Raw genomic sequence first — 24,637 nt, 5'->3', positions numbered from 1 at the left:
GGCTCACTCCTACACTTGGAATGCATTCCCCTGTGGGAGTGAGCCTGCTCGCGATGGGGCCGGTGAGATCAACGCAATCAATCCAGATGCGCCCACGTCATGCGAAACGACGCCCCACCCCAAGGCGAATCCCCCACTTCCACCTGCCCGCCATGGGATTGCGACACCCGCCGCACCAACGCCAACCCCAAACCAAACCCACCTGTGCGGCGATCACGGCTGGCGTCCAGGCGCGAGAACGGTTCGAAAATTTTCTCGCGCCCGTCCACCGGCACACCCGGCCCATCATCGTTGACCCGCACTTCGTAGTGATCACCGGTACGGACCAACGACACTTCCACCCGCTCATCGGCATAACGAATGGCATTGCGCAGCAGGTTGATCACCGCCCGGGCCATAAAGCGTGGCTCAATGCGAACCTCATCGACCTGACACTCGACAATCAACAACTGCACCCCGGCAGCCTCGGCCTCAAGGGCCACGCTGCCGACCACGCTGTCCAGCCAACTGTTGGCCTGGATGTTTTCCCGGCTGATGACCGTAGCGCCGCGCTCAAGGCTGGCGTAGGTCAGCAGCTCGGAAACCATTTCTTCCAGCTCGCCCAGGTCGGCGTACATGTCGGCAATCAGTTCGCGGTTCTGGGTCGGATCGGGTTGTTGCTTGAGCTGATCGAGTTCGAATGACAGCCGGGCAATCGGCGTGCGCAACTCGTGGGACACCGCGTTGGTCAGTTCGCGCTGATTGGCGATCAAGCCTTCGATGCGCGCCGCCATCAGGTTGAAGTGCTCAGCCAGGTCACGAATATTCGAGCGTTTGGACAGCTGGATCCGCGACGACAGGTCGTTATCGCAAAAACGTTCGGCCGCCAGGCGCAGTTTCTCCAGATCTCGCCAATGCGGGCGTACCCAGAACATCAACACAAAACCGATCATCACCGCGATCATCAGATACGCCGCGGCAATGTAGAACGGCATCAGACTGGGCTCGGCCGGCAGCTTGATGCTGAGCAACTGCGAACCCTCGTCAATGCGCGAGATGAACTGCGTGTACTTGTCACGGATCACCAGCAGCCCTTGGGCCAACTCGGCTTTCTCCTGATCGGTCAGGGACAGTTGACGGCTCTCGACCAGCGTCAGGCCCAAGCCATAGTGCGGGCGCACCGCTTCCAGTTCGCGCTCCCGGTCCGACCCGTCCAGATCGCGCAACTGCTCGGCCAGTGACCAGGCCTGGCCACGCACCGCCTCGCGGTTGTAGCTCTGCATCTGATCATCGAGAAGCGCATCGAACGTGCGCTCGACCGTTTGCAACCCCAGTACCAGGCCGACCGTCATCACCAGAAACAGCCCAAGAAATAACCGCAGCATTTACAGCTCCCACGCAAACGGATTGAACAGGTAACCCTTGCCCCAGATGGTCTTGATGCACACCGGTTCGCGCGGGTTGTCCTTGAGCTTGCCGCGCAACTGGCTGATGTAGACGTCGACACTGCGGTTGAGGCCGTCAAACGCAATACCGCGCATGCGGTTGAGGATGTCGTCGCGGGACAGAACCTTGCCGGCAGCGCTGGCCAGCAACCACAGCAGTTCGAATTCCATGGTGGTCATTTCGATGACCTCCCCCGCCAACCGCACTTCGCGACAGCTGCGGTCGATGCTCAGGTTGCCGAACTCCAGGGCACTGCACACGCCGCTGTCCGGCGCCTGACGCCGTTGCAACGCACGCAGGCGGGCCAGCAATACAGGCGGTTTGATTGGTTTGATCACGTAGTCGTCGGCACCGGACTCCAGGCCGAGGATGTGATCGAGGTCATCTTCCTTGGCCGTCAGGATGACGATCGGCGTGTCGGACACGCTGCGGATCTCGCGGCACACATGCAGGCCGCTCTGCCCCGGCAGCATCAGGTCGAGCACGACGATTTTCGGTTTGAATTCGAGGAACGCGGCCAACGCGAGGTCGCCGCGGTGAACCTGGCGGACCTCAAAGCCATGTTGGGACAGGAAATGCGCGATCAGCCCGGCGAGCTTTCCGTCGTCTTCCACCAGCAATACTTTGCCAAAACCCAGGTTATCCATAACGACCGTCTGCCAACCCTTGTGAAAAGTGGGCGGCATTATGGCGCCAATCAGTGACGGGACGGTCATGACGGGCAGCAAAAACCGGCCTCGAGGGCCGGTTTTCAGTGATCTTTCATACTCTTAAGAGTTTTTAACAATTCAGTCGCAAAAGATTGCAACGTGCGGAGGGCGAATCACGCCGATGCCGGGACACCGCTGTGAAAACGGAACTCCACGTCCGGCGACTCGATCAGTTCCTGCTCGGCGGCACGGACCCGGTCAATGACTTGCGCAACATCCTTGGCATCACCGTACTGGTAAGCCAGTTTCAGGTAACCCTGGAAATGCCGCGCTTCGCTTTTCAGCAAGCCGAAATAGAACTTGCCCAGTTCTTCGTCCAGATGCGGTACCAGCGCCTCGAAACGCTCGCAGCTGCGGGCTTCGATAAATGCGCCGACCACCAGCGTGTCCACCAGCTTGACCGGCTCGTGGCTGCGCACCACTTTGCGCAGGCCCGAGGCATAACGCCCGGCGGACAGCTGACGCAGCTCGATCTTGCGCTTTTTCATCAGGCGCATGACCTGCTCGTGGTGCACCAGCTCTTCCCGGGCCAGGCGCGACATCAGGTTGATCAGGTCGACATGGGAGTGATACTTGGCGATCAGGCTCAACGCCGTGCTGGCCGCCTTGAACTCACAGTTCTTGTGGTCGATCAGCAAGGTGTCCTGATCGGCAAGCGCGGCCTGGACCCAGCCATCGGGGGTTCGGCAGCCGAGGAACTCGTGAATTTCGGGAAGGATCATGGGGCTCACGGAATAAAAGGTCTGAATCGAAGGGCGCCGATTATACCGGCCTGCCGCCAGACCACCAGTCGCCGCCGTTGATATGCATCAAGTACCGGGTTGGCGGTGACCAACTATAGTTGTCCAACGCAGTATTTTTTACCTTCCTGGAGATCCCGATCATGCAAGCCATTCGCAGCATCCTGGTGGTCATCGAACCCGAACACTCGGAAAGCCTGGCGCTCAAACGGGCCAAACTGATTGCAGGCGTGACCCAGGCGCATCTGCATCTGCTGGTGTGCGATCGCAAGCATGACCACAGCGGCATGTTGGGCGTGCTCAAGGCGGCACTGTTGCAGGACGGCTACAGCGTCACCACCGAGCAGGCCTGGAATGAAAGCCTGCATGAAACCATCGTCGATGTGCAGCAGGCGGAAGGCTGCGGGCTGGTGATCAAACAGCATTACCCCGACAGCCCGCTGAAAAAAGCCCTGCTGACCCCGGCGGACTGGAAACTGCTGCGTTATTGCCCGACGCCGGTGCTGCTGGTGAAAACCTCTAAACCGTGGACCGGCGGGGTCATTCTCGCGGCCATTGACGTCGGCAATGCCGATGGCGAACACCGCACGTTGCACGCCACCATCGTCGATCACGGTTACGACATCGCCAGCCTGGCCAAGGCCAAACTGCACGTGGTCAGTGCCCATCCGTCACCGATGCTGTCGGCGGCGGACCCTACGCTGCAGCTCAGCGAAACCATCGAGGCGCGCTATCGCGAGCAGTGCAAGGCCTTTCAGGCCGAGTTCGATATCGATGATGATCACCTGCACATCGAGGAAGGTCCGGCGGATGTGTTGATTCCGTTCATGGTGCACAAGCTGCAGGCGGCGGTGACGGTGATTGGCACTGTTGCGCGGTCCGGGTTGTCCGGAGCGTTGATCGGGAATACGGCGGAAGTGGTGCTGGATGCGGTGGAGAGCGATGTGCTGGTGCTGAAGCCGGAGACGATCATGGACCATCTGGAGGAGATTGTGACGCAGCATTGAGATTTGCGGCGTCGGGTAGTACGCCTTCGCGGGCAAGCCTCGCTCCTACAGGGTTTGTGTCGGACACAACGGGTGTGATCAACACAAAACCTGTAGGAGCGAGGCTTGTCCGCGAATCACTTAATATTCAGCCGCCAAAAGCGTCTTTCAGAAACCCCGGCGCAATGTAGCGCTGATAATGCGCCTCAGAGAGCAAAAAGAATTCCCGATCAATGGCGTCACGCAATTCCGGCAGGTTCCAGTCGCGAAACTCCGGCATCAGCACCATCCCGTAGGCTTCCAGGTTATTGATGACCCGCGCACCACGGGCGATCAGCTGATAAGCCCAGCAATACTCGGATTGATGCGGCACAAAGCGGATCTTGCGCTGCTCCAGTTGCAAGCGCAGGCGCTGCGGGTCGAAAATTTCCAGCTTGCTGGCCATCACCTGGGACAACAACTGCTCAAGACGCAGCCATACCGCGCGCTTTTCCTCCTCGTTGTAACCATTCCAGTTGATCACTTCATGGTGGAAACGCTTGCAGCCACGGCACACCAGATCACCGTAAACAGTGGAACAGAGGCCGACGCAGGGGGTCTTGATGGTCTGATTGGGCATAGGTCAGGAGGACACGGGAAAGCAGAACAGGCCGGCATGTTAGCCCTTTGTCTAACATTGATCACCCCTCAATCTTGAGGGGCCAACTTACCTTTAATTTTTTTTTGCCGTAGAATCAGCCAGCCTTTTAAGGCGCCAATGTCCGTTAGAAGCTGTTTTCAAAGCGTCACGAGCACAGTCGTTCCTTCAGAGCGGAGTTGGCGAAGGGTTTTTCCAGCGGGGAAAAGCTCTACGCCAACCCTCATCAGCTCCCCGTTCTGCAGGCGTAAAACTTTGAAAGCAGCTTCTGTAAGGAATTGTCGGTAATTCTGGCTAAGTGGCCCACAACGCCACGCAGCGCATGAGTACGGCAATTTCGGGATGAGCGTCCCGGACACCCATTTGGGACCACTGATGAGGGTAATAACTGTGCTTGAAGCCTACCGCAAACATATCGAAGAGCGTGCAGCACTGGGTATCGTTCCCCAGCCGCTAAACGCCGAACAAACTGCAGGCCTGGTCGAGCTGCTGAAGAATCCCCCGGCTGGCGAAGAAGCTTTCCTCGTTGACCTGATCACCAATCGCATTCCGCCAGGCGTGGACGAAGCAGCCTATGTAAAGGCCGGTTTCCTGTCTGCCCTCGCCAAAGGCGAAGCAACCTCCCCTCTGATCGACAAGAAACGCGCTGTTGAACTGCTCGGCACCATGCAGGGCGGCTACAACATCGTGACTCTGGTCAATCTGCTGGACGACGCCGAACTGGCGCCAGTCGCGGCCAAAGAACTCAAGCACACCCTGCTGATGTTCGACGCGTTCCACGACGTCGCTGAAAAAGCCAAGAACGGCAACGTACACGCTAAAGGCGTGCTGCAATCCTGGGCTGACGGCGAGTGGTTCAAGAACCGCCCTGTACTGGCCGACAAGATCAGCCTGCGCGTGTTCAAGGTCACCGGCGAAACCAACACCGACGACCTGTCCCCTGCTCCGGACGCCTGGTCCCGCCCGGACATCCCGCTGCACGCCCTCGCCATGCTGAAAATGGCCCGTGAAGGCATCGTGCCTGACGCCCAGGGCGTCACCGGTCCGATGAAGCAGATCGAAGAAATGCGCGGTCAAGGCTTCCCGATCGCCTACGTCGGTGACGTGGTCGGTACCGGTTCTTCGCGTAAGTCCGCCACCAACTCGGTGCTGTGGTTCTTCGGTGACGACGTGCCTTTCGTGCCGAACAAGCGTGCCGGCGGTTTCTGCTTCGGCAGCAAAATCGCTCCGATCTTCTACAACACCATGGAAGATGCCGGCGCACTGCCAATCGAATTCGACGTGACCAACATGCACATGGGCGACGTGATCGACCTGTACCCGCATGCTGGCAAAGTCTGCAAACACGGCACTGACGAAGTCCTGACCACCTTCGAAATGAAGACCCCGGTACTGTTGGACGAAGTTCGTGCTGGCGGCCGTATTCCGCTGATCATCGGTCGCGGCCTGACCGACAAGGCACGTGCCGAACTGGGCCTGGGCCCTACCGATCTGTTCAAGCTGCCTGAAGCGCCTGTCGATACTGGCAAAGGCTTCACCCTGGCACAGAAAATGGTCGGCAAGGCGTGCGGTCTGCCAGAAGGCAAAGGCGTTCGTCCTGGCACCTACTGCGAACCGAAGATGACCACCGTCGGCTCTCAGGACACCACCGGTCCTATGACCCGTGACGAACTGAAAGACCTGGCGTGCCTGGGCTTCTCGACCGATCTGGTGATGCAGTCCTTCTGCCACACCGCGGCCTATCCAAAGCCGATCGACGTGACCACCCACCACACCCTGCCAGACTTCATCATGACCCGCGGCGGCGTTTCCCTGCGTCCGGGCGACGGCATCATCCACAGCTGGCTGAACCGCATGCTGCTGCCGGACACCGTCGGTACCGGTGGTGACTCGCACACCCGTTTCCCGATGGGCATTTCGTTCCCGGCCGGTTCTGGCCTGGTAGCGTTCGCCGCCGCCACTGGCGTCATGCCGCTGGACATGCCGGAATCGATCCTGGTGCGCTTCAAAGGCAAAATGCAACCGGGCGTCACCCTGCGTGACCTGGTTCACGCCATTCCTTACTTCGCGATTCAGGCTGGCCTGTTGACCGTTGAGAAGAAAGGCAAGAAGAACGCATTCTCCGGTCGCATCCTGGAAATCGAAGGCCTGGACAACCTGAGCATCGAACAAGCTTTCGAGCTGTCCGACGCCTCGGCTGAACGTTCGGCTGCCGGTTGCACCATCAAGCTGTCGAAAGAATCCATCACCGAGTACCTGAACTCCAACATCACCCTGCTGCGCTGGATGATCGGTGAAGGCTACGGCGATGCGCGTACCCTGGAACGTCGTGCTCAAGCGATGGAAGCCTGGGTTGCCAACCCTGAGCTGATGGTTGCCGATGCTGACGCCGAATACGCTGAAATCATCGAAATCGACCTGGCCGACATCAAAGAGCCTGTGCTCTGCGCGCCAAACGATCCGGACGACGCCCGTCTGCTGTCCAGCGTTGCTGGCGAGAAGATCGACGAAGTGTTCATCGGTTCGTGCATGACCAACATCGGTCACTTCCGCGCTGCCGGTAAACTGCTGGATCAGGTCAAAGGTCAGCTTCCAACTCGTCTGTGGCTGTCGCCGCCGACCAAAATGGACGCTCACCAGCTGACCGAAGAAGGCTACTACGGCATCTACGGCAAGGCCGGCGCTCGCATGGAAATGCCAGGCTGCTCGCTGTGCATGGGTAACCAGGCACGTGTAGAGCCGAACTCCACCGTGGTGTCGACATCGACCCGTAACTTCCCGAACCGTCTGGGTGACGGCGCGAACGTCTACCTGGCCTCGGCCGAGCTGGCGTCCGTTGCTTCCATCCTGGGTCGCCTGCCGACCGTCGAGGAGTACATGGAATACGCTGGCAAGATCGACAGCATGGCGGCCGACGTTTACCGCTACCTGTCCTTCGACCAGATCGCCGAGTTCCGTGAAGCTGCTGCGAACGCCAACATCCCGGTCGTTCAAGCCTAACGCTGCAACGCAATAAAAAACGCCGCCCATCGTGAGATGAGCGGCGTTTTTTTATGCCCGCAAGCCCTCTACCACAGGGGTTATGTGGATGGCTTGAGGGCTTGTTGCACCGCGCCGTCGACACTCAGGCCACTCAGAATCACCTGCTCCATTTCCTGCGTCGGTAACCGTGCGAGCACCGCTTTGGCTTCGTGCTTGAGCCGCGCCAGGATCAACAGCATGTCCAGCGCCCGCACCTGCAAAAAGAACGCTTCCAGCGCTTCGATACTGGTGCCGTCCAGATCGGGGGATTCTTCCAGGCTGAGAATGATCGTATGCACCGGCGGCTCCGCGTGCCGGGCCAGATGCAGTGCGCCACCCAGAATGCGCTCCACGTTCGCGAAAAACAGCGCCTCGCTGGGCCTCACGATCAGCACGCCGGGGATTGCCCGGGCATCGGGATGGCGCTGCAGATCGACATAATCATGGCCGTTACCCATTTGCCCCAGCACTTGAATATCCGCCGAAGACATCTGTTTGAGCATCAGCACCACGCTGATCACCACCGCCACCAGCAAGCCGTCCAGCACGCCAAGCACCAACACGGCGGCCACCGCGCAGATCACCAGCAAGCGGTCGCGACGCCAGATGAAATACCGACCCAATGGCTGCAGGCTCAAGCCGCGCGCCAGTGCATGAATGACGATGGCCGCCAGCACCGGTTCGGGCGTCAAGGCAATCCAGGGCAACACGGTCAAGACAATCAGCAACACCATCCCCGCCGCAACCACACCGGCCAGGCGTGAACCGGCACCGGCCGCCTCATTGGCCGACGTCGCGGAGTAACCGGCGCCGCTCGGCATGCCGTGGAACAGGCCTGACAGCAGATTGGCCGCCCCGAGGGCCAGCAGATCGCGGTTCGAGGAAACCCGGTCACCATGCTTGAGTGCAAACGAGGTAATCGATCCATAGGATTCGGCATACAGAATCATCACCATGGCAAACGCCAATTCCCCCAGGTGCAGCCAGTCGGCAAACGGCAGCACCGGCAGCCGGGGCACTTCAAGGCTCAGGTCGATCACACCGATCAGTTTCACTCCGTAGGTCGGCAGGTTCAGCCATTGGCCGGCGGCAATGCCGAGCGCCACCACCAGCAAGCCTCCCGGTAATCGCCGAAAACGTGCGCACACCCACAACACCAGCAGCGCCACCGCGGCGACCAGCAAGCCAACCCGATTCCACTGCGCCCACTGCTCCAGCAGTTGCGGCAGGAAACGGATCAGGTTGCCGTTGCTCAAGTGCACGTCAACGATGCTCGCCAGTTGCTTGAGGATGATGGTCACGGCAAGGCCCAATGCAAAGCCGCGCAGTACCGGTTTGGCGATAAATGACGTCACGCGGCCAAGCTTGAACAGTCCGGCCAACAGGAATAAACCACCCGTCACCAGCACCAGCCCGATCGCCAGCGTCATGCGCAGCCCTGAATCACCGTTGGCCAGCGTGGCGGTGGCGGCGGCCAGCACCGCTGCCGAAGATGAAGTCGCGGATACAATGGCAAAACGGCTGGTGCCGAACAGTCCGTAGCACAGCAACCCGGCAAACAGCGCAATCACCCCGGCCTGGGGCGGTAACGCCGCAATGCTGGAATAGGCAACGGCCTCGGGCAACAACAAACCGGCAATCGACACACCGGCCATAACGTCGAGCCAGCGGTTGGGCGTATCGGCACGGGGTTGCACCGATGCGCCGGGGGCACCTGCCATAAAGCGTCTCCAGAGAAAGGGTCAATCTGCGGCAAACGTTCTACGACGCGCTGATGCAGCCGCAAGCTTAGCCGCTAATCCTGGGGGACGGGTGCGCTGGATCAGGGGTGTGCGTTCTTCTACGCAATAAAAAACGCCGCCCATCGAAAGATGAGCAGCGTTTTTTTATGCCTGATCGTTCCCTGATCGTTCCCCCGCCCCGCGTGGGAATGATCAAAGCAGTGCTCAGGCCGTCAGCGAATAGATCAACGCCGAAATCGCCACCAGCCCCACCGCCGTCACGAAGACGTTGGACGCCTGACCACGGAAGCGCGCCATCGCCGGCACTTTGCGGATCGCGTACATCGGCATCAGGAACAGGATCGCGGCGATGATCGGGCCACCGAGGGTTTCGATCATGCCGAGGATGCTCGGGTTCAGGGTCGCGACAATCCAGCACACCACCAGCATGAACGCGGCGGTCATGCGGTCCAGGGTCTTGGGCGCCGGGCGTTTGCCGCTTTTTACGATCAAGCCTTTGAGGCCTTCGCTGGCGCCGATGTAGTGGCCCAGGAATGACTTGGAAATGGCCACGAACGCAATCAACGGCGCCGCAAAGGCAATGGTCGGGTTGCTGAAGTGGTTGGCCAGGTACGACAGGATCGACAGGTTCTGCGCCTTGGCTTCCGCCAGCTGCCCCGGCGACAGGGTCAGCACGCAGCTGAAGACGAAGAACAGCACCATCGCCACCATCAAGAGGTGGGCGCGGGAGAGGATCTGCGAACTGCGTTCTTCAGCGTGTTCGCCGTAACGACGCTTCTGGTCCACCGCGAACGCCGAAATGATCGGCGAGTGGTTGAACGAGAACACCATCACCGGAATGGCCAGCCACAGCGTGTGCAGCAGCGCCGACGGTTCAGGCAGGGTCGACGCCGTTGCCAGGATGCCACCGTTCCAGTGCGGAATCAGGAACACCGCGAGAAACAGCAGCGCCACGATGAACGGGTACACCATCAGGCTCATGGCCTTGACGATCGCCTGCTCGCCACAACGCACCACCGCCAGCAGGCCGAGGATCAGCACCAGCGACAGCACGGCGCGCGGGGGCGGCATGATGTGCAGTTGATGTTCAAGGAAACTGCCCACGGTGTTAGTCAGGGCCACGCTGTAGATCAGCAGGATCGGGAAGATCGCGAAGAAGTACAGCAAGGTGATCAACGCACCGGCCTTGATGCCGAAGTGTTCTTCCACCACTTCGGTGATGTCCGCGCCTTCGCGGCCGGACAACACGAAGCGGGTCAGGCCACGGTGCGCATAAAAGGTCATCGGGAATGCCAGCACCGCCAGGATCAGCAACGGCCAGAAACCTCCCAGGCCCGCGTTGATCGGCAAAAACAGGGTACCGGCTCCGATGGCCGTGCCAAACAGGCCGAGCATCCAGGTGGTGTCATGGCGATTCCAGCTAGTGAGAGTCGCTGGTGTCGCCGCTACATAGCGTTCGTCGACGCTATTGGCCTGATCATTCATCCGGTGGGATCTCCGCATTCCGGTCATTTGCTACCCGGTCAGGACGAGTCGGAAAAATCCGACGGGCAGCGCCCTGGCCGAAACAGGGGCGCGATTGTCCGGGATTAATGAACAGAAGCAAAGACTTAGCTGAGGAGTGGTTGTGCGGATCAGATCCAGACCCAGTGGGCGCGTGCCTTTGTGGCGTTCTCCTACACTTGCTCCCGTGGCGCTCTTGCATCAAATTAAATAGATGTCCTGATAAATCTATTCGGTGAAGGATTAGCGTCATGTATTTTCGAATCACCTGCTGACCGGCAGCCCTCTTTTACGGAGACCTCTCATGCCACTCGTTCGCGTCGATATCAAAAAGAACCAGGACCCGACCTTCGCCAAGCGCATCGGCAAACTGATCTACGCTGCCATGCATGCCACCATTGGCGTCCCCGAGAACGATAACTTCCAGATCCTCGCCGAACACGACGAGAACCACTTCATCTTTGACCCCGTTTACATGGGCATCAATCGCACGGACAACCTGGTGATCATCCAGATCACCTTGCGGGAAGGCCGCACCCTCGAGCAGAAAAAACTGCTCTACAAGACCATCGCCGAAAGCCTCAACGCTGAACTGGGTGTTCGCCTGGAAGATGTCTTCATCAATCTGGTGGAAGGCAAACCCGAGAACTGGTCATTCGGCAATGGCATCGCTCAATACGCCAACTGATTGCCGCCACGCCTGGCGTTTTACAAGGTCTCGGAGGACATCTCGCAATCGGGAAAGAAAAATCCTTCGACCGGGCCGACTGTTGCCGCGAAAGTCATTCACTGACACGCGCTCGACAGTTCCTTATGATGCCAGTCATCTAAACACCTTCCCTGCCTGTGAGCCGCCATGCCTCGAGTCTCTCGCAAACAAGCCGAACTCAACCGCGAGATCATCGTCGAAGCCGCCACGCGACTGTTTCGCGAGCGCGGCCTGCACGGGATCAGCGTCGTCGATGTAATGGGCGCGGCCGGCTTGACCCATGGCGGGTTCTACGGTCATTTCGACTCTAAGGAAGCGCTGGCGAAAGAGGCCTGCACCCGGGCGTTCACCCAGTCGATGGAACGCTGGAAGCAGAAAATCGACGCCAACGATAACCGCGTCTCGGCCCGCACGAGCATCATCGCGCCCTACCTGTCGGCGGCCAACCGCGATAACCCGGGCGAAAGCTGCCCGGTCACGGCGTTTGCCGGCGACATGTGCCATGAAACCGCCGAAAGCGGTTTGCACCAGACCTATACCCAGGGGCTGGAAGCGTTGTTGCAGATGCTCACCCCTTTGATGGGTTCGGATCAGCCCCAAGCCAATCGCCAGCAAGCCTTGGTGGATTATTCCTTGATGGTCGGCGCGCTGACCCTGGCCCGCGCCACGCGGGGGGATGAACTGTCTGATGAGATTCTCGACGCCGCCCGCCATTTTCTGACCTCCCAAGGTGAATCAGTCTGATCAACGGCGTGTGCAATCCCCGGTCGTTGCTAAACTCCTCTGGAATCAGCAATCTGAAGCAACATTCGAGATCCGACATTCAATCCCCACAGGAGCTCAGCATGCCTGCAACCGTTCTGGTACTGGTTGAAACCATCAACGATTACTTGCCGATTCTCGAACATCAGGGCTTTCACCTGATTCTGGCCCCGACGCCGGCCGAGCGCGCCGCCGCCATCTCACGGCATGGCCCGCAGATTGATGCGGTACTGACTCGCGGTCCATTGGGCTTGTACGCCGATGAAATTGCCGCCCTGCCCAACCTCAAAATCATCTGCGTGATCGGTGCCGGTTACGAGCACGTCGACCTGCAAGCCGCCGCCAACCGGGACATCACCGTCACCAATGGCGCCGGCGTCAACGCCTCTTCAGTGGCCGACCATGCCATGGCGATGTTGCTGGCGCTGGTTCGCGACATTCCCCGTTGCGACGCAGCGGTACGCCGCGGCGAGTGGCCGAAGATCATGCGCCCCTCCCTGGCCGGCAAGCGCCTGGGGATCCTCGGCCTCGGCGCGGTCGGCATGGCCATCGCCAAACGCGCCGCCGCCGGCTTCGACATGACCGTGAGTTACCACAACCGCCAGCATCGCAGCGACGTACCCTATACCTTCTGCTCGACACCGACCGAACTGGCTCGTGCCTCGGACTTTTTGATCGTTGCCACCCCTGGCGGCCTGGGCACCAAACACCTGATCAATAAACACGTCCTTGATGCCTTGGGCCCCAAAGGGTTCGTCGTGAACATCGCCCGAGCCTCGGTGATCGCCACGGCAGACCTGGTCACTGCGCTTGAGCAACGACGCATTGCCGGTGCAGCCCTGGATGTGTTCGATGCCGAGCCTCACGTGCCGGAGGCACTCAAGGCGCTGACCAACGTGATCCTGACGCCGCATGTCGCTGGGTTGTCTCCGGAGGCAACGCAAGGCACCGTGGAGTTGGTGGGTCGTAACCTGGTGGCATTCTTCTCCGGCAGTCCCGTGTTGACGCCCATTGCCCTGCCGGCCTCACTGAGCAAGGTTGCGCCTTGAGGGTCATTCAAACAGGTGTATCAAAAGCAATGATTGCCCGGCAACACGCTCACCTATAAGGGCCGTTCGTGGTTGTGGGTGCCGGGTGCGCGCATTAGATTAGCCAATAATCGCAGGCCTCCAGAATAAGCAGAAGGGATAAGCATGGCGCTTACTGACCAGTCCACCCGTATCCGCACCGGCGAAGAACTCGATGCCAGCCTGATCGATCCGTACCTCAAGGCCCACATTCCGGGCTTGAGTGGCTTGCCTCAGATCAGCCAGTTTCCAGGCGGTGCGTCGAACCTGACCTACCTGCTGGAATACCCGGAGCAGGAGTTCGTCCTGCGTCGGCCGCCGTTTGGCCACAAAGCCAAGTCCGCACACGACATGGGCCGCGAATTTCGCATTCTCAATCAACTGCGCGACGGTTTTCCCTATTGCCCCAAGGCCTATGTGCACTGCACCGACGAATCGGTGATCGGCGCCGAGTTCTACGTGATGGAACGGGTCAACGGGATCATCCTGCGCTCGGAACTGCCACCGGAACTGGGCCTGGATTCGGCGAAAACCGAAGCCTTGTGCAAAAGCTTCATCGACAAGTTCGTTGAACTGCATCGTGTCGACTACAAGGCCTTTGGCCTGGGCGACCTGGGCAAGCCCGAAGGTTATGTGGCACGGCAGATCAAGGGCTGGAGCGATCGCTACGAAAAAGCCCTGACGCCGGACGCGCCAAAGTGGGAGGCGGTCAAGGCCTGGCTCAACGACAAGATGCCGGCCGACCACCCGACCTCCAGCATCGTCCACAACGACTACCGCTTCGACAACGTGATCCTCGACCCGAACAACCCGATGCAAATCATCGGCGTGCTCGACTGGGAACTCACCACCCTCGGCGACCCGCTGATGGACCTCGGCAACACCCTCGCCTACTGGATCGAAGCCACAGACCCGGCGCCGGTGCAACTGATGCGTCGCCAGCCGAGCCACGCCCCGGGCATGCTGACCCGTCGCGAATTCGTCGATTACTACGCCCAGCGCTCTGGCATCCAGATCGACAATTTCGACTTCTATTACACCTACGGCCTGTTCCGTCTGGCCGGCATCGTGCAGCAGATCTACTACCGCTTCTTCCACGGTCAGACCCAGGACAAACGCTTCGCGCAGTTCATTCACATGAACAAACTGCTGGAGCAGATGAGCCTGCAAGTCATCCAGAAATCTACGCTCTGATCGCGGCTTTAACTACATTCCGGGCCCTAATAACAAGGAAACCTCATGTCCAAGACTCACTTGTTCGACCTCGACGGCAAAATCGCCTTCGTCTCCGGCGCCAGCCGCGGTATCGGTGAGGCCATCGCCAAACTGTTGGCCCAGCAAGGCGCCCACGTCATCGTCTCGAGCCGCAAGCTCGATGGCTGCCAGCACGTGGCCGACGCCATCATCGCCGCCGGCGGCAAAGCCACCGCCGTCGCGTGCCACATCGGTGAAATGGAACAGATCAGCCAGGTCTTCGCCGGCATCAAGGAACAGTTCGGGCGCCTGGACATCCTGGTCAACAACGCCGCGACCAACCCACAGTTCTGCAACGTACTGGACACCGACCTAGGCGCTTTCCAGAAAACCGTCGACGTCAACATCCGTGGCTACTTCTTCATGTCGGTCGAAGCCGGCAAACTGATGCGCGAAAACGGCGGCGGCAGCATCATCAACGTCGCGTCGATCAATGGTATCTCGCCGGGCATCTTCCAGGGCATCTACTCGGTGACCAAGGCCGCCGTGATCAACATGACCAAGGTGTTCGCCAAGGAATGCGCGCAGTTCGGCATCCGCTGCAACGCCCTGCTGCCGGGCCTGACCGACACCAAGTTTGCGTCGGCGTTGGTGAAGAACGACGCGATCCTGAAGACCGCGTTGCAGCAGATCCCGCTCAAGCGCGTAGCGGATCCGAGCGAGATGGCCGGCGCGGTGCTGTACCTCGCCAGCGATGCGTCGAGCTACACGACCGGGGTTTCGTTGAATGTGGATGGCGGGTTCTTGTCCTGATTCACTGCCCAGGATGAACAAAAGGCAGCCTCAGGGCTGCCTTTTGCCGAGCGGATTCCGACTTACTCTTTACGCAATCGCACCCTCGTCACTCGTCGTTCTTCGACCTCCACAACGGTCATGCTCCACTCCTGCCAATCGAGCTTGTCGCCGATGACCGGCAGACGATCCAGCAAGCTCATGACCAACCCTGCGAGCGTCTGATAGTCATCAGTCGCTTTAGCCTGGAAGCCAATGTGTTCGCGAATCTGGCTGAGATTCAGCGCACCACTGACGAGGAAGCCTCCCTCCTCGACAACGATGTTCGGGCCTTCAATTTCACTGGCATCCGGCAACTCACCCGCGATGGATTCGAGAATGTCGGTCATGGTCAAAATACCCATGAAGTCACCGAATTCGTTCACCACGAACGCGATGTGAGTCGACTCTTTGCGCATCTGTTCCAGTGCGTTGAGAATCGAGAAGTTGTCCAGCAAGTTGATGGCCTGGCGGGCAATGGTTTCCAGGTTGGGCTGGTGCCCGGCCAACAGCTCTTTGAGCAGCTCCTTCTTGTGGACGAACCCCAAAGGTTCATCAACGCGCCCACTGCGGATCAACGGCAATCGGGAGTACGGAGAGTGCATCAGCTGGGTGCGGATTTTTTCCGCAGAATCGGCCAGGTCAATATGGTCGATTTCCGCACGCGGAGTCATGACGCCGCGTATCGGGCGTTCCGCCAACTGCAGCACGCCACTGATCATGACGCGCTCCCGTCGATGGAAAACCTGCTCGGCCTCTGCACCTGACAGCATGTCAGCGATTTCCTCGCCGACTTCATCGGCCCCCAGCTTGTGCCCACCCAGCAAACGCAAAACGGCATGCGCGGTACGCTCACGCATAGGGCGATGACCTTGCACACTCTTCTTGCGGCGTGAGCGAGCCACCTGATTGAACAACTCGATCAGGATCGAGAAGCCGATCGCTGCGTAGAGATAGCCTTTCGGAATGTGGAAGCCAAGGCCCTCAGCGGTGAGGCTGAAGCCGATCATCATCAAGAAACCCAGGCAGAGCATGATGACGGTGGGGTGCCCGTTGACGAAATTGGTCAATGGCTTGCTTGCGATGATCATCAAGCCAATGGAGAAAATCACAGCGATCATCATGACCGACAAGTGTTCCACCATGCCCACGGCAGTGATCACAGCGTCCAGCGAGAAGACGGCATCCAGCACCACAATTTGCGCAACGATAGGCCAGAACATCGCATAGGCCGCATTGCCTGTGCGTTGTGTCACATGCCCTTCAAGTCGCTCATGCAATTCCATGGTTGCCTTGAACAACAAGAACACACCACCGAACAGCATGATCAAATCCCGGCCCGAGAACGTCTTGTCGAAGACCTCGAACAAAGGTTCGGTCAGGGTGACCATCCAGGAGATGCTCGCGAGCAAGCCAAGACGCATCAGCAATGCAAGGGACAGCCCGATGACGCGCGCGCGATCCCGCTGCTCTGGCGGTAGCTTGTCAGCCAGGATGGCAATGAACACAAGGTTGTCGATGCCGAGCACCAGCTCCAGCACGATCAGGGTCAGCAGGCCAAGCCAGGCCGTGGGATCAGCAATCCATTCCATAGGAATTATTCAGTCTCTCGTAGAGTGGGGGCGAATGAGTGAATGGCAGAAACACACGAACGCCTGCTCGACGGAGCGGATGCGATGTTCAGGGCACAAGGCGCAAGAAAGAAAGGTTTCACCGAGCGCAGGCAAGGAAGTGAATCCTTCGAGATGGCACGGTCAGTCCTGGAGAAGGACATCACTGAGCAACCTGCAGCCGGGATTTCGAGGTTAAGCGATATTAGAAAGCGAGACCTGCGCCGAATAGCGAAGGCCGAATGGATACAGGGTGTGGATTGAAAAAAGCGACTGGGAGGCTCCAGGAGGGTGTTCATATAGACCTGAAAGAAATGGGGGATGAGATCCTACAATGTTTCGGAGCGCCTCATACGAGACGAGTTATTTCAGAATCTGACAGAGCGGTAAAAGAGATCAGCAAGAGTGGTCCACCGAAGACTCCACCAATGACTCGCCCCCTCACCTTCCAGCACCGCTTACTGAGCGCATAGCGTTGTTGTCATTTCGCTGACCCCATACACATAACGAATTATTATTCCATCAATTGCATTTTAGGAATTTATATTCCATAAATAGCGTCCCAACAACAAAAATCCCAAAAGGCCCCCAGCTATGCGCGAACTCGGTATCGGACTCATCGGCACAGGTTTCATGGGTCGCGCCCACGCCCTGGCCTTTCGCAATGTCAGCGCGGTGTTCGAGCTCCCGCTGAAGCTCAGGCTGGCGGCCCTCGCCGACGTCGATCCACATCGTGCACGGCACTGTGCCGACGCCTGGAGTTTCGAAACCGCTCACACCGACTGGCAACAGCTGATCGATGATCCCAAGGTCAATCTGGTCGCCATCACTACGCCCAATCACCTCCACTACCCCATGGCCATGGCCGCCCTCGCGGCGGGTAAAGCGGTGTATTGCGAGAAGCCTCTGGCGGTGAATCTGCAGCAAGCCAACGCGATGCGTCAGGCCGCCAACGCAGCGGGCATCGTGACGCGGGTGGGTTACAACTATCAGCACAACCCGATGATCGGGCTGGCCAGGGAGCTGATCGACAGCGGCAAACTGGGGCAGCTCATCAGTTTTCAGGGCGAATTCAGCGAAGACTTCATGGCCGATCCTGCTTCGCCGTGGTCGTGGCGCTGCGATGCCGATCACGCGGGCGGCGCGCTGGCGGATCTGGGCAGTCATTTACTGGCGATGGCGCGCTATCTGATGGGCGATATCGAATCGGTGTGCGCCGACGCTCAAACCGTGCACCGGCAGCGTCCTGCGACGTCAGGCAGCCAGGAGCAACGGCCCATTGCAGTCGACGATCAGGTCCACGCGCTGCTGCGGTTTGCCAACGGCGCACGCGGTACGTTCAGCAGCAGTTGGCTCAAGCATGGCTACAAGAACCACCTGAGCTTCGAGATCAGCGGCACTGAAGGCACGCTGACGTTCGACCAGGAGCGCTTGAACGAGCTGCGGCTGTATCGCGCCGGCCAGGACGGTTTCCAGCGCTTGCTCGCCGGACCGAACCTGCCGGGCTACGCGGCGTTCAGCCCGGCTGCGGGTCATCAGCTGGGATACAACGAACTCAAGACGCTAGAGGTACATGACCTGGTGATGGCCCTGGCCGGCCTTTCACAGGGAGGGACTGACTTTGAGCAAGCGTGGGAAGTGGAACGTCTGGCGACGGCGATCCGGTTGGCGGCAAGCGAGTCACGCTGGGTCAGGATCGAGGATGTCTGAGGTTCAGGCCCCCAGGTGTCGGCACCCGTGAGGGTGCCGGATCATTGCGCATTCAACACATGAAGAAAGCAACGAAGCAGTCACTCAGACCTACTGAGTGACACAACGGGTCACTTTCGTTTGCCGGGTCACTTCCTCGGTCACTCTTGCATCGCCCATCACATCCGTTTGTTCAGTGGTTTCGCAGGTGCGCTGCGGAACAGGCGGTGGTGCGGCGGGCGGTGGAGGTGGCGGACTGGCGCAACCGCTGAGCATCGCTACGCAAAAGGCGAGCGACAGGGGCGAAAAAGCACGTTTCCCAAGACTGTTCATAGGCTGTCCCGCGATAAGTCATCGACACTTTCCGCGACCCGACACCCCTACCGCGTAGCCGCGGATTGGTCACAGAAAATAATACCCTCGCATTTCTTATAGCCTAGCCCGCCGCCAATGCCAGTCAATAAGGCACTTAACTCGTTTTCAACACTGAAAAACGACAGCTACGAAACCGAGTCCTGCCTCTGATGCAAATTGTTGCTTTCGAGCTCGTAACGCAGTTCCTCAATCAACGAAGCGACCGCTTCCGGCGTTCTGAGGTGAGCGACACTCAGCCCACTGACCACAAGATCCACCTGCCCCGACGCCGGGTGATACAGCTTCACCGTCACCGAGTTGTCCCCTGACACGCTGCAATCACAAGCCAGCGGGGAAAAGTGCTGTTCCAGTTGCGCACGCAATTGCGCCAGATAAATCATTGCGATTCACCCATGGGCCGGCTGACCCCGTCGACTGAAAACTGGTTGAATTGGCCGAGCATACGACTGTTCCTTAAGCTGTTTCGTAGAGGACGCGATACCGACCAAAGGCCCGTTTCGCACCCTGACAGGTTAGGAACTGATGCACCCCGCCAGAACCTCCATTTGCACTGCCTCGTCTAGTGCATTTGCACCTTAACGCTGGCCTTTGGGCCGCCACTCACTGGAGAACAAACCTCGCTCCCGCGCCCACACAATCGCCTCGCTGCGACTGTGCACATCCAGCTTGGAATACACCGTCGACACGTGGTTGCGCACAGTGTTGGGCGCCAGTTTCAGGCGTGCCGCGATTTCCTTGTCCGCCAGGCCTTCGCAGATCAGGCCGAGCACATCGCGCTCGCGGGCGGTCAGGTCGGTGAAGGACACACTGGGTAACTGCGGCGAGTTAATGTTCTTCACGTTGGCGAGTTTTTCGATCAACGTACGGGTGAACCAGGAAGCGTCTTTCATCACTTCTTCGATCGCCGCCACCAGTTCCAGCTCGGTACGTTTGCGTTCAGTGATGTTCATCAACACCAGCAGGTAGCACGGGTTGTCCTGAATGTTCACGGTGTCGGCCGACACCGTGCAGTCAATCACGCTCGAGTCTTTCCTGCGGATTCTGACATCGACCCGATCCAGGCTTCCCGCCTTCTCCAGCGCCGCGAACAGCCGTGTGCGCGCGCCCTTGTCATCGATAAAGTCGAGTTCGGCAACGGTTTTTCCGAGCACCTCTTCACTGGGGTACGCGAGGGTATCCAGGAAGGCTTCGTTGACGTCGATCACCACCTGATCCTGTGCACCACAGACCAGCGTCGGCACCGGCGTCAGGCGAAACGCCTTGGCGAACCGCTCCTCGCTCTGGCGCAGGGCAACCTCGGCCTTGTGCCGCGGCTCCATGTCGACGAAGGAAAACAGCATGCAGTCTTCCTCGTTGAACTCCAGCGGCTGACCGGCGACGATCACCTGCTTGCTGCCGCCTTCAGGCAGTTTCAGCTCAGCCTGCATCTGCGGGATCGTGGCGTGCTCGCGCAGACGCTCGATGGCCAGGTCCCTGTTTTCGGCGCCATCCAGAATGTCCAGCTCATAGGTCGAAGTCCCGATCACCTGATCGCGGGCATAGCCGGTCATTTCCAGGAAGCCCGAATTGACTTTGATGTAACGCAAATCGCTGAGACGACAGATCACCGCTGGTGCCGGGTTCGCATTGAACGTCTTTTCGAAACGCTGCTCGGCACTCGCCCATTCCGTGACATCGTCCATGATCAACACCAGCGACTCCGCCTCGCCGGCGCTGTCGGCGAGGACCATGCTGCGCACGTTATGAACCCACATGCGTTCCTCATCGTCGACCGGCGTCACCTCAACCAGCACATCGGCGAAGGTCTCGCCCTTGGCGACGCGGCTGATCGGGTAGTTCTCTGGCGGCACCGGGTGATTATTGCGATAGCGCAAGGCGAAGCGCTTGGCGTACTCCTTGGCATTGGCGCCCAACTCGCCGATCTGACTGACGCCATGCATGGCCAGCGCGGCTTCATTGGCCCACACAATGGTCTGGTCGAGTTCCAGCAAAATCACCCCATCGGACAAACCGGCGATGATTTGCTGCAACTGACGGCGATTGGCTTCGGTGGTCAGGACGTCCTGGCTCATTGGATCTCCACGGGTGCAGCGGCGCAGTGATGCGCCGCTCTGTGAAGTTTACGACCGCAGCAGAATGGGATAGTGCAAAGCACCTGAAGTTGCACTGACTGTGCAGCCGAACGCAAGCTCGACGGCGGCTACAGCGACCGGGCCAGCCGGTCGGCGAGGGCTTTGGCCTGACTGGCGACGTCGGTGACGGCCGTGCTTTCCCACCACATGCCGCGCAACGGCGGGCCCATGGCGAACAGGCGTTGGGCGACCTGTCCGTCGGCATCCAGCACGGCACCGTCAACCGCCGCCGCAATCCCCAACGCCAATGGCCCCGGGCGAATCAATCCGCGCGCCAGCAGTTGTTGCGGCAGCGGTCGGGCCACCCGACGCCAGTCGTATTCGATGCCGCTGGAATTGATCAACGCTGCGCCGCTGACCACGGTGGTTTCCACCTCACCGCGTCGACGGATGCGAATGCTCACTTGCCCCTCGACCGTCGATTCCAGCCCTTTGAACGACGCCGCCTGGATCCGCAACCGCCCTTCCTTGTGCAGCCGCGCCACCAACTCGGCACTCAACGGTGGCGAGCGGTGGTGATGACTTTCCCACCAGGGCCGCACATGCCGCACAAACTGTCGGCGCTGCACGTCCGTCGCCTGATTCCACAACCGGCCGATATGCGCCCGCACGGTATCGAGCGGCGCCTGCCAGTCGATGCCTTGAGCGAGGGCGTCCCGGCAATGCCGGCGCAGTTCGCGCACCAGCTGTCGAGGCGTGCGAATGCTCTGATCCTCAGCGAGAAAATCCACCCAGGCCGGCGGCTGCCGACGCACGTGCGGCAGCAAGCCGTGCCGGGAAAACACTTCAATCGGGCCACGATGCCCGGCCTGCTCCAACGAAACGACGGCATCGACCATGGTCAGGCCCGAACCGATGATCAACACCGTCGACTGCGGGTCCAGCCGGCGCATGGCCGCGACATCCCAAGGATCCAGCGCCGCAGCGTTCAAACCGCTGGATTCGGTCTGCGGGGTGCGCGCAGCGGGAAACATCCCCGTGGCCAGCACCGCGTAAGCGCCTTGCAAGCGTTGCCCGTCACTCAAGGTCAGCCATACCGAATCATCCCCGATTTGCAGATCGACCACCTCGGCCCGCACGTGCTCGACCGTCGAACCGTCCACCGCCCCCACCGCCTGCGCTTGCGCCAAGCGCTGCTGCACGTACACCCCGAACAGGCCCCGGGGCGGGAACAACTCACTGATCGGCACATGCTGCTCATCGGACTCCGGCCAGCCACCGGCCGCGATGTGTTCGGTAAGCCATTGGGTCAGGTCGTCAGCGTTGTCCGGGTCAACGCTCATGCGCGCAGCGTTACCGTTGAGCGTATGGCCCAGCTCGACCGCGCTGTACGCCTCGCCCCGCCCGAGTTCCGCGCGCGGCTCGATCACCAGCACCGAACGCTTGCCAGGCAATCGCAACAGCTGCGCCGCCAGCATCGCGCCGCTGAGGCCGCCGCCGACGATCAGGATGTCCGCGTGGCGGATGGCGTCGGTCGCCTGTGCGCGCTGGGTTTGAGTCATGGCGTTCTCACTGGTCAATGTTTACCTGAATAGAAACCGGGCAGGTCGCCCCGCGCCAGCAACGACTCGGCCGGTATCGAGGACGTAGGCCGTCGATGCGTAGTTGAGTGCCACGTTAATGTTTTGCTCGGCAATCAGGAAGCTCACCTGCTCGGCACGATTGAGTTGCGCGACGATCTCGACAATCTCCGGGACGATAATAGGCGCCAAACCCATGGAGGGTTCATCAAGCAGTACCAAAGTAGGACGTGTCATCAGCGCCCGGCCGATGGCGACCAGGTAGCTCATCGTTTCCGCTGAGCGATAGTCCGCAGTCAAATCACCACGTTTCGCACAAACCGCGTCGCCACAACCCCATCATTGCGGTAGCCGTGCGGCTGGTTGCTGGGGAACATGTAGAACTCGCCGGCGGCGATCTCATGCGGCGTGTCGCCCAGCATCAAGGTCAGGCAGCCTTCAAATACAAAGATCTGCTCACTCCAGCCCTCGGCATCCGGTTGCGAGGGGTAGATTTCTCCTGGTTGCAGGCACCACTCCCATTGCTCCACCTCGCGGGTAGCGGTGGCTTTGGACAGCAGAACGGCTTTGCTCCCGGGGATCGTACCGGCCCAGGCCACTTCGTTGATACGGCTCGGATCTCGGGCATCCGGCGCCTGGATCAAATCACTGAACGCCACGTCCAGCGCTTCGGCCACGCGATCAAGGGTGGTCAGGCTGACGTTTTTCTCGCCAGCCTCGATCGCCACCAGCATGCGACGGCTAACTCCGGACTTTTCGGCCAGCGCGGTCTGGCTCATATCGGCGGCATGGCGCAGGCGTCGGACGTTCTGGCTGACGTGCTGGAGGACCGAAGCCCGAGGGGTAGAATCTTTGTGCACTATATTGCTCACTCGGTGGGGTTGGGCAGTATACTGCGCAACATTCGACGCATTGTGCGTCGCCCTCAGGTAGCGCGCAAGGTCATGACGTCTGTGAACCCCTCTCACACTTCTCCCCGTTTCTCTCGGTTCAGCAAGGCCGAGTGCGTGCTGGTGCTGATCACCATGGTCTGGGGCGGGACATTCCTGCTGGTGCAGCATGCAATGACCGTCAGCGGGCCGATGTTTTTCGTCGGCCTGCGCTTTGCAGCGGCGGCAATCATTGTTGCGTTGTTCTCATGGCGTCACCTGCGGGACCTGACCCTGTTCGAACTCAAGGCCGGTGCCTTCATCGGCGTGGCGATCATGCTCGGTTACGGCTTGCAGACCGTGGGTTTGCAAAGTATTCCCAGCAGTCAGTCGGCGTTTATTACCGCGCTGTACGTGCCCTTCGTGCCGTTGCTGCAATGGCTGGTGCTGGGGCGGCGTCCGGGGCTGATGCCGAGCATCGGGATCATGCTGGCGTTTACCGGGTTGATGTTGCTGTCCGGGCCTGCGGGCGCTTCCTTTAATTTCAGCCCCGGTGAAATCGCCACGCTCATCAGCGCGGTCGCGATTGCGGCAGAGATCATTCTGATCAGCACCTATGCCGGTCAGGTCGATGTGCGCCGGGTGACGGTGGTGCAACTGGCGACCACGTCGGTGCTGGCGTTCCTGATGGTGGTGCCGACCCAGGAAGTGATTCCGGATTTCTCGTGGTTGTTGCTGTGCAGTGCACTGGGCCTGGGCGCCGCGAGCGCGGCAATCCAGGTGGCGATGAACTGGGCGCAGAAGAGCGTATCGCCGACTCGGGCGACGTTGATCTATGCGGGCGAGCCGGTGTGGGCCGGGATTGTCGGGCGGATCGCCGGGGAGCGGTTGCCGGCGATTGCTCTGGTGGGTGCGGGGTTAATTGTGGCGGCGGTGATAGTGAGTGAGTTGAAGACCAAGGGTAAGGCAGCTGCGACCGAAGAAGAGTTGGAACGGGAAACCCAAGGTTAAGCTTTAAGATTTTCAGTGCCTGGCGGATTGCCTTCGCGGGCAAGCCTCGCTCCTACGGGTTTTGTGTCGTTCGCAAGTTCGGGTATCGACACAAAACCCGTAGG

21 protein-coding genes and 1 pseudogene are annotated in these 24,637 nt (G+C 59.8%); 10 read left to right on the top strand and 12 right to left on the bottom strand.

Translation table 11 applies throughout. The features are described from left to right. Positions 1 to 77 precede the first annotated feature (77 nt). The 3 genes from QMX98_RS17375 to miaE form a co-directional block, all read right to left on the bottom strand. Entirely contained in the window at positions 78 to 1,364 is a 1,287-nt protein-coding gene (locus QMX98_RS17375; RefSeq protein WP_282411140.1) for an ATP-binding protein, read from the bottom strand. Next, positions 1,365 to 2,072, bottom strand: a complete 708-nt coding sequence (locus QMX98_RS17370) for a winged helix-turn-helix domain-containing protein (RefSeq protein ID WP_282411141.1) — start codon at positions 2,070 to 2,072, stop codon at positions 1,365 to 1,367. It lies immediately after the preceding gene. A 176-nt stretch (positions 2,073 to 2,248) separates the two neighbouring features. Next, positions 2,249 to 2,857 (bottom strand): tRNA isopentenyl-2-thiomethyl-A-37 hydroxylase MiaE, encoded by a 609-nt coding sequence (gene miaE / locus QMX98_RS17365; RefSeq protein WP_010459709.1) that lies wholly within the window; start codon positions 2,855 to 2,857, stop codon positions 2,249 to 2,251. Between the two features lie 161 nt (positions 2,858 to 3,018). On the opposite strand from miaE, the gene QMX98_RS17360 reads away from it, so the two are divergent. Beyond that, positions 3,019 to 3,882, top strand: coding sequence for a universal stress protein (locus QMX98_RS17360; protein ID WP_282411139.1), 864 nt, complete (start codon positions 3,019 to 3,021; stop codon positions 3,880 to 3,882). Positions 3,883 to 4,009: 127 nt separating this feature from the next. Here QMX98_RS17360 and QMX98_RS17355 read toward each other — a convergent pair whose 3' ends face one another. Further along, positions 4,010 to 4,480 (bottom strand): DUF1289 domain-containing protein, encoded by a 471-nt coding sequence (locus tag QMX98_RS17355; RefSeq protein ID WP_010459705.1) that lies wholly within the window; start codon positions 4,478 to 4,480, stop codon positions 4,010 to 4,012. 408 nt (positions 4,481 to 4,888) lie between these two features. Between QMX98_RS17355 and acnB the strand changes: the two genes are divergently transcribed. Then, a complete protein-coding gene (gene acnB, locus QMX98_RS17350) occupies positions 4,889 to 7,498 on the top strand; it encodes a bifunctional aconitate hydratase 2/2-methylisocitrate dehydratase (RefSeq protein WP_010459703.1) in 2,610 nt (869 codons plus the stop codon). An 80-nt stretch (positions 7,499 to 7,578) separates the two neighbouring features. Here the strand turns inward: acnB and QMX98_RS17345 are convergent, their stop codons facing one another. Continuing rightward, on the bottom strand, positions 7,579 to 9,240 hold the full coding sequence (locus tag QMX98_RS17345) for a SulP family inorganic anion transporter (protein WP_282411138.1): 1,662 nt from the start codon (positions 9,238 to 9,240) through the stop codon (positions 7,579 to 7,581). Between the two features lie 225 nt (positions 9,241 to 9,465). Beyond that, on the bottom strand, positions 9,466 to 10,746 hold the full coding sequence (locus tag QMX98_RS17340; RefSeq protein ID WP_010459699.1) for a serine/threonine transporter: 1,281 nt from the start codon (positions 10,744 to 10,746) through the stop codon (positions 9,466 to 9,468). A 322-nt stretch (positions 10,747 to 11,068) separates the two neighbouring features. Between QMX98_RS17340 and QMX98_RS17335 the strand changes: the two genes are divergently transcribed. The 5 genes from QMX98_RS17335 (at position 11,069) to QMX98_RS17315 (ending at position 15,309) form a co-directional block, all read left to right on the top strand. Beyond that, positions 11,069 to 11,452 (top strand): tautomerase family protein, encoded by a 384-nt coding sequence (locus QMX98_RS17335; protein WP_010459697.1) that lies wholly within the window; start codon positions 11,069 to 11,071, stop codon positions 11,450 to 11,452. Between the two features lie 168 nt (positions 11,453 to 11,620). Then, positions 11,621 to 12,217, top strand: a complete 597-nt coding sequence (locus QMX98_RS17330; protein ID WP_077749703.1) for a TetR/AcrR family transcriptional regulator — start codon at positions 11,621 to 11,623, stop codon at positions 12,215 to 12,217. Between the two features lie 101 nt (positions 12,218 to 12,318). Then, positions 12,319 to 13,284: a 2-hydroxyacid dehydrogenase gene (locus QMX98_RS17325; protein ID WP_010459693.1), complete on the top strand. Its 966-nt coding sequence runs from the start codon at positions 12,319 to 12,321 to the stop codon at positions 13,282 to 13,284. Positions 13,285 to 13,428: 144 nt separating this feature from the next. After that, positions 13,429 to 14,496, top strand: a complete 1,068-nt coding sequence (locus QMX98_RS17320; RefSeq protein WP_010459691.1) for a phosphotransferase family protein — start codon at positions 13,429 to 13,431, stop codon at positions 14,494 to 14,496. Positions 14,497 to 14,541: 45 nt separating this feature from the next. Beyond that, positions 14,542 to 15,309, top strand: a complete 768-nt coding sequence (locus QMX98_RS17315; RefSeq protein ID WP_010459689.1) for an SDR family oxidoreductase — start codon at positions 14,542 to 14,544, stop codon at positions 15,307 to 15,309. Positions 15,310 to 15,371: 62 nt separating this feature from the next. Here the strand turns inward: QMX98_RS17315 and QMX98_RS17310 are convergent, their stop codons facing one another. Continuing rightward, the gene (locus tag QMX98_RS17310) at positions 15,372 to 16,919 is read right to left on the bottom strand and encodes a TerC family protein (RefSeq protein WP_154504442.1); all 1,548 of its coding nucleotides are present in this window, start codon (positions 16,917 to 16,919) and stop codon (positions 15,372 to 15,374) included. A gap of 42 nt (positions 16,920 to 16,961) precedes the next feature. On the opposite strand from QMX98_RS17310, the gene QMX98_RS17305 reads away from it, so the two are divergent. Together QMX98_RS17305 and QMX98_RS17300 are read left to right on the top strand one after the other, a co-directional pair. After that, complete coding sequence (locus tag QMX98_RS17305) at positions 16,962 to 17,201, top strand: hypothetical protein (protein ID WP_282411137.1); 240 nt, start codon at positions 16,962 to 16,964, stop codon at positions 17,199 to 17,201. Positions 17,202 to 17,531: 330 nt separating this feature from the next. After that, complete coding sequence (locus QMX98_RS17300) at positions 17,532 to 18,647, top strand: Gfo/Idh/MocA family oxidoreductase (RefSeq protein ID WP_102595515.1); 1,116 nt, start codon at positions 17,532 to 17,534, stop codon at positions 18,645 to 18,647. 479 nt (positions 18,648 to 19,126) lie between these two features. On the opposite strand, the gene QMX98_RS17295 is transcribed toward QMX98_RS17300, so the two are convergent. The 5 genes and pseudogenes from QMX98_RS17295 to QMX98_RS17275 all read right to left on the bottom strand — a co-directional run bounded on the left by QMX98_RS17295 (position 19,127) and on the right by QMX98_RS17275 (position 23,513). Continuing rightward, positions 19,127 to 19,381, bottom strand: coding sequence for a DUF1652 domain-containing protein (locus tag QMX98_RS17295; RefSeq protein ID WP_010459680.1), 255 nt, complete (start codon positions 19,379 to 19,381; stop codon positions 19,127 to 19,129). A 195-nt stretch (positions 19,382 to 19,576) separates the two neighbouring features. Beyond that, positions 19,577 to 21,073, bottom strand: coding sequence for a helix-turn-helix transcriptional regulator (locus QMX98_RS17290; protein ID WP_077749707.1), 1,497 nt, complete (start codon positions 21,071 to 21,073; stop codon positions 19,577 to 19,579). Between the two features lie 128 nt (positions 21,074 to 21,201). Beyond that, positions 21,202 to 22,635, bottom strand: a complete 1,434-nt coding sequence (locus QMX98_RS17285) for an FAD/NAD(P)-binding protein (RefSeq protein WP_077749708.1) — start codon at positions 22,633 to 22,635, stop codon at positions 21,202 to 21,204. Between the two features lie 14 nt (positions 22,636 to 22,649). Continuing rightward, positions 22,650 to 22,914 (bottom strand): annotated as a pseudogene (locus tag QMX98_RS17280) (ABC transporter ATP-binding protein); the annotation flags it as partial. A gap of 35 nt (positions 22,915 to 22,949) precedes the next feature. Further along, on the bottom strand, positions 22,950 to 23,513 hold the full coding sequence (locus QMX98_RS17275) for an XRE family transcriptional regulator (protein WP_282411136.1): 564 nt from the start codon (positions 23,511 to 23,513) through the stop codon (positions 22,950 to 22,952). Here QMX98_RS17275 and QMX98_RS17270 point away from each other — a divergent pair. Then, on the top strand, positions 23,508 to 24,533 hold the full coding sequence (locus QMX98_RS17270) for a DMT family transporter (RefSeq protein WP_282411135.1): 1,026 nt from the start codon (positions 23,508 to 23,510) through the stop codon (positions 24,531 to 24,533). The two genes, QMX98_RS17275 and QMX98_RS17270, sit on opposite strands and share 6 nt — an antisense overlap. Positions 24,534 to 24,637 lie beyond the last annotated feature (104 nt).

It is taken from the genome of Pseudomonas sp. PS02303 (assembly GCF_029959925.1).
In the GTDB taxonomy this organism is placed as follows: Bacteria; Pseudomonadota; Gammaproteobacteria; order Pseudomonadales; family Pseudomonadaceae; genus Aquipseudomonas; species Aquipseudomonas mandelii.
This window is presented reverse-complemented; position numbering and strand designations above follow the sequence as displayed.

Excerpts from the sequence above, each read along its gene's own strand:
- QMX98_RS17375 (WP_282411140.1), bottom strand. The coding sequence starts at position 1,364 with ATGCTGCGGTTATTTCTTGGGCTGTTTCTGGTGATGACGGTCGGCCTG.
- QMX98_RS17370 (WP_282411141.1), bottom strand. The coding sequence starts at position 2,072 with ATGGATAACCTGGGTTTTGGCAAAGTATTGCTGGTGGAAGACGACGGA.
- miaE (WP_010459709.1), bottom strand. The coding sequence starts at position 2,857 with ATGATCCTTCCCGAAATTCACGAGTTCCTCGGCTGCCGAACCCCCGAT.
- QMX98_RS17360 (WP_282411139.1), top strand. The coding sequence starts at position 3,019 with ATGCAAGCCATTCGCAGCATCCTGGTGGTCATCGAACCCGAACACTCG.
- QMX98_RS17355 (WP_010459705.1), bottom strand. The coding sequence starts at position 4,480 with ATGCCCAATCAGACCATCAAGACCCCCTGCGTCGGCCTCTGTTCCACT.
- QMX98_RS17345 (WP_282411138.1), bottom strand. The coding sequence starts at position 9,240 with ATGGCAGGTGCCCCCGGCGCATCGGTGCAACCCCGTGCCGATACGCCC.
- QMX98_RS17340 (WP_010459699.1), bottom strand. The coding sequence starts at position 10,746 with ATGAATGATCAGGCCAATAGCGTCGACGAACGCTATGTAGCGGCGACA.
- QMX98_RS17335 (WP_010459697.1), top strand. The coding sequence starts at position 11,069 with ATGCCACTCGTTCGCGTCGATATCAAAAAGAACCAGGACCCGACCTTC.
- QMX98_RS17330 (WP_077749703.1), top strand. The coding sequence starts at position 11,621 with ATGCCTCGAGTCTCTCGCAAACAAGCCGAACTCAACCGCGAGATCATC.
- QMX98_RS17325 (WP_010459693.1), top strand. The coding sequence starts at position 12,319 with ATGCCTGCAACCGTTCTGGTACTGGTTGAAACCATCAACGATTACTTG.
- QMX98_RS17320 (WP_010459691.1), top strand. The coding sequence starts at position 13,429 with ATGGCGCTTACTGACCAGTCCACCCGTATCCGCACCGGCGAAGAACTC.
- QMX98_RS17315 (WP_010459689.1), top strand. The coding sequence starts at position 14,542 with ATGTCCAAGACTCACTTGTTCGACCTCGACGGCAAAATCGCCTTCGTC.
- QMX98_RS17310 (WP_154504442.1), bottom strand. The coding sequence starts at position 16,919 with ATGGAATGGATTGCTGATCCCACGGCCTGGCTTGGCCTGCTGACCCTG.
- QMX98_RS17305 (WP_282411137.1), top strand. The coding sequence starts at position 16,962 with ATGGCAGAAACACACGAACGCCTGCTCGACGGAGCGGATGCGATGTTC.
- QMX98_RS17300 (WP_102595515.1), top strand. The coding sequence starts at position 17,532 with ATGCGCGAACTCGGTATCGGACTCATCGGCACAGGTTTCATGGGTCGC.
- QMX98_RS17295 (WP_010459680.1), bottom strand. The coding sequence starts at position 19,381 with ATGATTTATCTGGCGCAATTGCGTGCGCAACTGGAACAGCACTTTTCC.
- QMX98_RS17290 (WP_077749707.1), bottom strand. The coding sequence starts at position 21,073 with ATGAGCCAGGACGTCCTGACCACCGAAGCCAATCGCCGTCAGTTGCAG.
- QMX98_RS17285 (WP_077749708.1), bottom strand. The coding sequence starts at position 22,635 with ATGACTCAAACCCAGCGCGCACAGGCGACCGACGCCATCCGCCACGCG.